The sequence below is a fragment of the Klebsiella sp. Ech2A genome, from assembly GCF_030078455.1.
In the GTDB taxonomy this organism is placed as follows: domain Bacteria; phylum Pseudomonadota; class Gammaproteobacteria; order Enterobacterales; family Enterobacteriaceae; genus Klebsiella; species Klebsiella terrigena.
In genome coordinates this window covers 1-6,249 of the sequence record NZ_JAQGFU010000230.1, presented here as the reverse complement: position 1 = coordinate 6,249, position 6,249 = coordinate 1, and the positions used below count along the sequence as shown (strand labels likewise).

General features: G+C 61.5%; 6 protein-coding genes and 1 pseudogene. All 7 read left to right on the top strand.

The window, feature by feature from the left end:
* Positions 1-401: pseudogene (locus PFH44_RS23875) on the top strand (sugar phosphate isomerase/epimerase); the annotation flags it as partial.
* On the top strand, positions 398-1,474 hold the full coding sequence (locus PFH44_RS23870; RefSeq protein ID WP_283826364.1) for an isopenicillin N synthase family dioxygenase: 1,077 nt from the start codon (positions 398-400) through the stop codon (positions 1,472-1,474). The pseudogene PFH44_RS23875 and the gene PFH44_RS23870, both read left to right, overlap by 4 nt.
* Before the next feature lie 9 nt (positions 1,475-1,483).
* Positions 1,484-2,287, top strand: a complete 804-nt coding sequence (locus PFH44_RS23865; RefSeq protein ID WP_133600295.1) for an ABC transporter substrate-binding protein — start codon at positions 1,484-1,486, stop codon at positions 2,285-2,287.
* 33 nt (positions 2,288-2,320) lie between these two features.
* Positions 2,321-3,841, top strand: a complete 1,521-nt coding sequence (locus tag PFH44_RS23860) for an amino acid ABC transporter permease/ATP-binding protein (RefSeq protein ID WP_283826363.1) — start codon at positions 2,321-2,323, stop codon at positions 3,839-3,841.
* Complete coding sequence (locus PFH44_RS23855) at positions 3,842-4,570, top strand: class II aldolase/adducin family protein (protein WP_283826362.1); 729 nt, start codon at positions 3,842-3,844, stop codon at positions 4,568-4,570.
* A gap of 5 nt (positions 4,571-4,575) precedes the next feature.
* On the top strand, positions 4,576-5,508 hold the full coding sequence (locus PFH44_RS23850; protein ID WP_283826361.1) for a 2-hydroxyacid dehydrogenase: 933 nt from the start codon (positions 4,576-4,578) through the stop codon (positions 5,506-5,508).
* Between the two features lie 84 nt (positions 5,509-5,592).
* Positions 5,593-6,249, top strand: a 657-nt coding sequence (locus tag PFH44_RS23845; protein WP_283826360.1) for an SDR family NAD(P)-dependent oxidoreductase, incomplete at its 3' end; no start/stop codon positions are given.

Sequence of the window (6,249 nt, the reverse complement as noted above, 5' to 3'; positions counted from 1 at the left end):
GGATAATTTCCAGAGTCAGCCACGGGCTGGTGGTGAGCGAGCGTCTGCTGGATGACCCCTGCGATGATTTCAGCGCCTTTATCGATCGTGTCCACCACGTTCAGGCCCGCGCCGGCTACGACCAGGGGCCGCAGGTACCGCATCCGGCGGCGCCGGAATATCAGGCCGCGCTGCAGTTTCAGCAGCGCTTCTGGCAGCAGATCTGGCAGTCGCAGCGCCGGCGCGGGTATCAGCAAACCACGCTGACCCCCGAGTTTGGCCCCGACGGCTATCTGCACCACCTGCCGTTTACCAACGTCCCGGTGGCCGATCTGTGGTCGCTGAATGCGTGGATGGCGGAACATGAACAGCAGCATTTTGCCGAGTTTTTATCGCTAACCGAAAAGGATCCGCAGCCATGAACGTCGCAAAAAGTTCTTTCACCGAGTTACCGACCATCGATATCAGCGATCTGGCCAGCGACAGTCTGGCGAAGCGCCAGGCCGTCGCCGACACCATCGGCAAAGCGGCGCGGGAAGTCGGCTTTTTCTACATCACCGGCCACGGCATTGACCCCGAGCTGATCGCCGGGATCCGCACGGCGGCCAAACGGCTCTTCGCCCTGCCGATGGAGCAAAAGATGGAGTACTACATCGGCCACTCCCGCAGCCACAAAGGCTACGTCCCGGAAGGGGAAGAGATCTACGGCTCCGGCAAGCCGGACCACAAAGAAGCGTTTGATATTGGCTTTCAGGCCGCGGATGACCACCCGTTCGTGCTGGCCGGAACGCCGCTGATTGGCGCCAACGAGTGGCCGCAGCTGCCCGAGTTTCAGTCCCGGGTGCTGGCCTACTATGAAGCGGTATTTGCCCTCGGCCATCGCCTGTTTGACGCCTTCGCCCTCGCCCTTGGCCTGCCGGAGGGCTATTTCAAGGCGATGGTGACCTGCCCGCCGTCGAAGCTGCGCCTGATCCACTACCCCTTTGACGCCAGCGCCGAAGACGTTCCCGGTATTGGTGCACACACCGATTACGAGTGCTTCACCCTGCTGCTCGCCGACCAGCCGGGCCTTGAGGTGCTGAATGAAGACAGCGCCTGGATCGACGCGCCGCCGGCGAAGAGCGCCGCCGGAGAAGAGGCTTTTGTTATCAATATCGGCGACATGCTGGAAGTGCTAAGCGCTGGCACGTTTGTTGCTACAGCCCACCGTGTCCGCAAGGTGCCGCAGGAGCGCTACTCCTTCCCGCTGTTCTTCGCCTGCGATTACCACACCCTGATCCGCCCGCTGCCCAGCTTTTTAGCCGCCGGAGAGGCCAGCGACTATCAGGAACTGAGCATTGGCGAGCATATGTGGAGCCAGGCGCTGCAGACCTATCGCTACCTGCGCGAAAAGGTCAACAAAGGCGAGCTGCAGCTCCCGGAACGCGCCCGAGGCACCAACACCTTTGGTCATCTGAAAAAACAAGCCCAGCAAAAAACCGTTACTAACCCGTGAGGATACATGATGAAAAAAACGCTCCATAAGCTCTCGCGCCGTGTGGCGGTGGGCATCGCCGTCGCCGCCTGCTTTTCTCCGCTGACCCAGGCCGCAGAGCTGCTGACGGACGGCGTATTTAAGGTCGGTATGGAGGTGACCTATCCGCCGTTTGAATCTTACGACAGCAATAACAATATCGTCGGCCTCGACCCGGAATTCGCCGCGCTGATTGCCGAGCAGCTGAAGGCCAAACCGCAGCTGATCGATACCAAATTCACCAGCCTGATCTTAGGGATTGGCAAGAAATATGACGCGGTGATCTCCGGGATGTACATCACGCCGGAGCGCCTTAAACAGGCCGATGCGGTGCCTTACGCCCTCTCCGGCGCGTCAATTATCGCCCTCAAGAGCGGCGAGATTCAGCCGAAAACGGAAGACGACCTGTGCGGCGTCAAGGTGGGGCTGCAGCAGGGCACCAGCTGGGTCGCCAGCCTGAAGAATCACTCCGACGAGTACTGCCTGAAAAACGGCAAACCGGCCATCAGCATTCAGGAGTTCCCGACTGCCCCGGAAGTCTCCCAGGCCCTGATATCGAAAAATATTAGCGCGCAGTTAGAGATCGCTCCGGCGGCGCAAATTCTTGTCGATAAGAGCCGCGGACGGCTGGCGATTAGCTCCACCCGGCTGGTCTACCCCCTGCCGCTGGGGATTTACGTCAGCAAAGGCAATAGCGAACTGGTGGAGGCGATTAAATCAACGTTAGCCACCTTAAAAGCCAACGGCAAATATGACGCCATCATCAAGAAATACAACTTAGAACGCATCGATTAAATACGATCACGCCAATGCGCAACAGGAGTCGGTATGGAGTTCGATTGGGGATACTTTTTCTCGTTATTTAGCATTGGGGCATTCTGGCAGGCGTGCGTTACCGTCATCGTCGTCAGTTCATTGTCGTGGTTTATTGGCCTGGTATTAGGTTTTCTTTTAGCCTGCGCGAAACTCTCCGGCCCGCGCTGGCTGAAGGTTCCCGTCGAACTCTATATTTGGTTTTTCCGCAGCGTGCCGCTGATGGTGCTGCTGGTGTTTGTCTATAACCTGCCGCAGCTCTTTCCGGCCACCCAGCCGCTGCTCGGGGTGCCGTTTATTGCCGGCCTGGTCTCGATGACCGTCACCGAGGCGGCCTATATGGCGGAAATTCATCGCGGCGGATTAATTTCGGTGGCGAAGGGACAGAGCGAAGCCGGCCACGCCTTAAGCTTCAGCTTTATCGGCATTCAGCGCCTGATTATTATCCCACAGGCGTTCCGCATCTCGCTGCCCACGATGATTAATGAATACATCACCATCATTAAGCTCAGCTCGATTTTGTCGGTGATCTCGCTCCCGGAGCTGCTGCTTACCGGCCAGCGCCTGTACGCGCAGAACTTCCTCGTGATGGAGACCCTGCTGGCGGTGGCGGTCTACTACGTGATGGTGGTGACGATATTTACCTGGCTGTTCCGGGCGCTGGAAAACCGGCTCGATATTCAGCAAAAGCGCCCGCCAACCTTCAACGACGCCGAATGCGAGGCCCTGCGCCAGGGCCTGAAAGCGCCGCCGCAGGCGGTGAAGGCCGAGCCCACCAGCGGCAGCCCACCGGCCCTCGATCTGCGGGCGATCGAAAAATCCTGGGGCCAGCATCAGGTGCTGAAAGGCATCGATTTGCAGGTCAACAACGGCGAGGTCATCAGCATCATCGGGCCGTCCGGGTCGGGCAAAACCACCCTCATCCGCACCATCAACGCCCTGGAAAGCCTCGACGGCGGGGAGATTATTCTCTACGGCGAGGATTACCTGAAAGGCGCGGCGATCGTCGATAAGCCGCAGATGCGCGCCGGCGTGCGCCGGATCGGCATGGTTTTCCAGAGCTTCAACCTCTTTCCCCACCGCACGGTGCTCGACAACGTGATGCTGGCCCCGCTGTATCACAAGCTCGCCGATCGCCACGTGGCAAAGGAGCAGGCCCTCTACCTGCTGGATCGCGTCGGGCTGCTGGCCCATGGCGAAAAATACCCCTGGCAGCTCTCCGGCGGCCAGCAGCAGCGCGTTGCCATCGCCAGGGCGCTGGCCTTGAAACCGGACATTATGCTGTTTGACGAACCTACCTCGGCGCTGGATCCGGAGCTGGTCGGCGAGGTGCTGAAGGTAATCCAGTCTCTCGCCCGCGAAGGGATGACGATGCTGATCGTCACCCATGAGATGGACTTCGCGCTATCCATTTCCGACCGGGTGGTGATGATGGAGAACGGCGTGGTGGTGAGCGATGTGCCGCCCCGGCGCATCCGCGACGGCGCCGGCGATCCGGGGCTGACCCGCATCCGTGAATTTATGGGAGTACAATAAATGGCTACTGAACGTGAACTGCGCCAGGATCTGGCCGCCGCCTACCGCCTGGCGGCGCTGTTTGGCTGGGAAGATACCCTCTATACCCACTTTTCCGTGCGCCTGCCCGGCGACGGCGAACCGCGGTTTCTGATTAACCCGTTCGGCATGATGTTCGACGAGGTGACCGCCAGCAATCTGATTGTCGTCGACATGCAGGGCAAGGTGGTGGAGGGCTCCGCCCCGGCGAACTCGGCCGGTTTTACCATCCACAGCGCGGTGCATATGGCGCGGGAGGATGCCCACTGCGTGATCCACACCCATACGCTGCCGGGCATGGCGGTCGCCGCCTGCCAGGACGGCCTGCTGCAGCTTAACCAGATCAGCACCGAGTTTTATCAGCGCGTCGGCTATCACCCGTATGAAGGGGTGGCGTTTGACCTCGACGAACGCGCGCGCATTCAGCGCTCGCTGGGGGATAATATCGCCATGATTTTGCAGAGCCACGGGCTGCTGTCGGTCGGGCGCACCGTCGCCGATGCGTTTTACATCATGTACTACCTCAACCGCGCCTGCGAAATTCAGATGGCGACCGCCCAGCTCGCCCCGCTCAGCGCGATTCACCTCATCCCGGCGCACCTGAGCCAGCACGCCTGCGAACAGCTGATGGGCGTGGAGCACGAGCGCCAGCAGGTCTGGCAGGCGTGGCTGCGCCGCCTTAACCGCCTCGACACCGCTTATAAAGAGTAATGCCTATGCCGAACCTGACTATCGTTGTCGACTGCAATGACCCACACTACGCCCGCGAGATTTGCGACGCGCTGCGCCTTTTTCCCCACGTGACGGCGGTCCTGCCCGACCATCCGGCGGCAGGTCGCGCGGAGTATGCCAGCTGCTGGTTTCCCGACCCTCAGCTGCTGGCCCGCTCGCCGGGGCTAAAGCTTATCCAGGCCGCCTCCGCCGGGGTTGACCACCTTCCCGAAGCGGTGTTCGCCAGCCAGGTTCCGCTATGCCGGGTGGTGGATGAAGATTTTCGTCACGGGATGTTCGAATACGCGCTGTGGGGCGTGCTGTGGTTTCAGCGCCACTTTGACCGCGCGCTGGCGCATCAGCGCGAGCGGGTATGGCAGGGCTACCCGCAGCGGGCCGCCGCCGATTTTCGCGTCGGGGTGATGGGGCTCGGTGAAATCGGCGGCTACATCGCTACCCGCCTTGCCGGGCTGGGGTACCGCGTCTCCGGCTGGGCGCGGAGCGAAAAGCGGCTGACGGGCGTGCATTGCTACCACGGCGATGCGCAGGCCGCCGGCTTCCTCGGCGAGCTGGACGCGCTGATCAACGTGCTGCCGCTTACCGAGCGGACCCGCGGCATCCTCGCGCGGCCCCTGCTCGACCAGCTCCCGGAAGGCGCGGTGCTGATCAACTGCGGGCGCGGCGAGCACATGGTGAATCTCGACGTGCTGCAGGCGCTGGACAGCGGCCGGCTGGCGGGCGCGCTGCTGGACGTTTTCCCGGTCGAACCGCTGCCGGACACCGACCCGCTGTGGTCGCATCCGCGGGTGGTCATCACCCCGCATATCGCCTCCATCGCCCCGGCGCAGGTGATCGCCCGCCAGCTGCTGGAAAATATTCAGCGCCAGCAGCAGGCGCTGCCGCTGAAAAATCTGGTCGATAAGCAGACGGGCTATTAACACCTTGCAACCTCTCTCCCCGCCCTGCGCCGGCGTCAGCTGCTACGCTTAATGGTCCGTTGCTTACACATTAAGGCCAGGGTTATGAAGATTGATTTATCGGGGAAGGTCGCGCTGGTGACCGCATCAACCGCGGGGATCGGCTTTGCCATCGCCAAAGGGCTGGCGGAGAGCGGCGCGGAGGTGGTGATTAACGGACGCAGCGAGCGCAGCGTTAACGAGGCCATCGCCCGTTTGCAAAATGAAGTCCCGGGCGCCAGCGCGCGTCCGGCGGTCGCCGACCTGAGCGATGCCCAGGGCGTGAATCAGCTGCTGCAGGCGCTGGTCGGCATCGATATTCTGGTCAACAACGCCGGCATCTATGGCCCGCAGGATTTCTATGATACCGATGACGAAACCTGGGAAAACTACTGGCAGACCAACGTGATGTCCGGCGTGCGCCTGTCGCGGGCGCTGCTGCCGGGGATGGTGCAAAAGGGCTGGGGTCGGGTGGTGTTTATCTCTTCCGAATCGGCGCGCAACGTGCCGGCGGACATGATTCACTACGGAGTGACCAAAACCGCCCAGCTGTCGCTGGCGCGCGGGCTGGCGAAATACGTCGCCGGCAGCGGCGTCACCGTCAACAGCGTGCTGCCGGGCCCCACCCTTTCCGACGGCTTTGCCGAGATGATGAAAGAGGAAGTCGCCAGGACCGGGAAACCGCTGGAGCAGCTGGCGAAAGAGTTTGTCATGGCCCACCGC

Bases quoted from the DNA above. Each gene is read 5' to 3' on its own strand.
- PFH44_RS23870 (WP_283826364.1), top strand. From the start codon at position 398: ATGAACGTCGCAAAAAGTTCTTTCACCGAGTTACCGACCATCGATATC.
- PFH44_RS23865 (WP_133600295.1), top strand. From the start codon at position 1,484: ATGAAAAAAACGCTCCATAAGCTCTCGCGCCGTGTGGCGGTGGGCATC.
- PFH44_RS23860 (WP_283826363.1), top strand. From the start codon at position 2,321: ATGGAGTTCGATTGGGGATACTTTTTCTCGTTATTTAGCATTGGGGCA.
- PFH44_RS23855 (WP_283826362.1), top strand. From the start codon at position 3,842: ATGGCTACTGAACGTGAACTGCGCCAGGATCTGGCCGCCGCCTACCGC.
- PFH44_RS23850 (WP_283826361.1), top strand. From the start codon at position 4,576: ATGCCGAACCTGACTATCGTTGTCGACTGCAATGACCCACACTACGCC.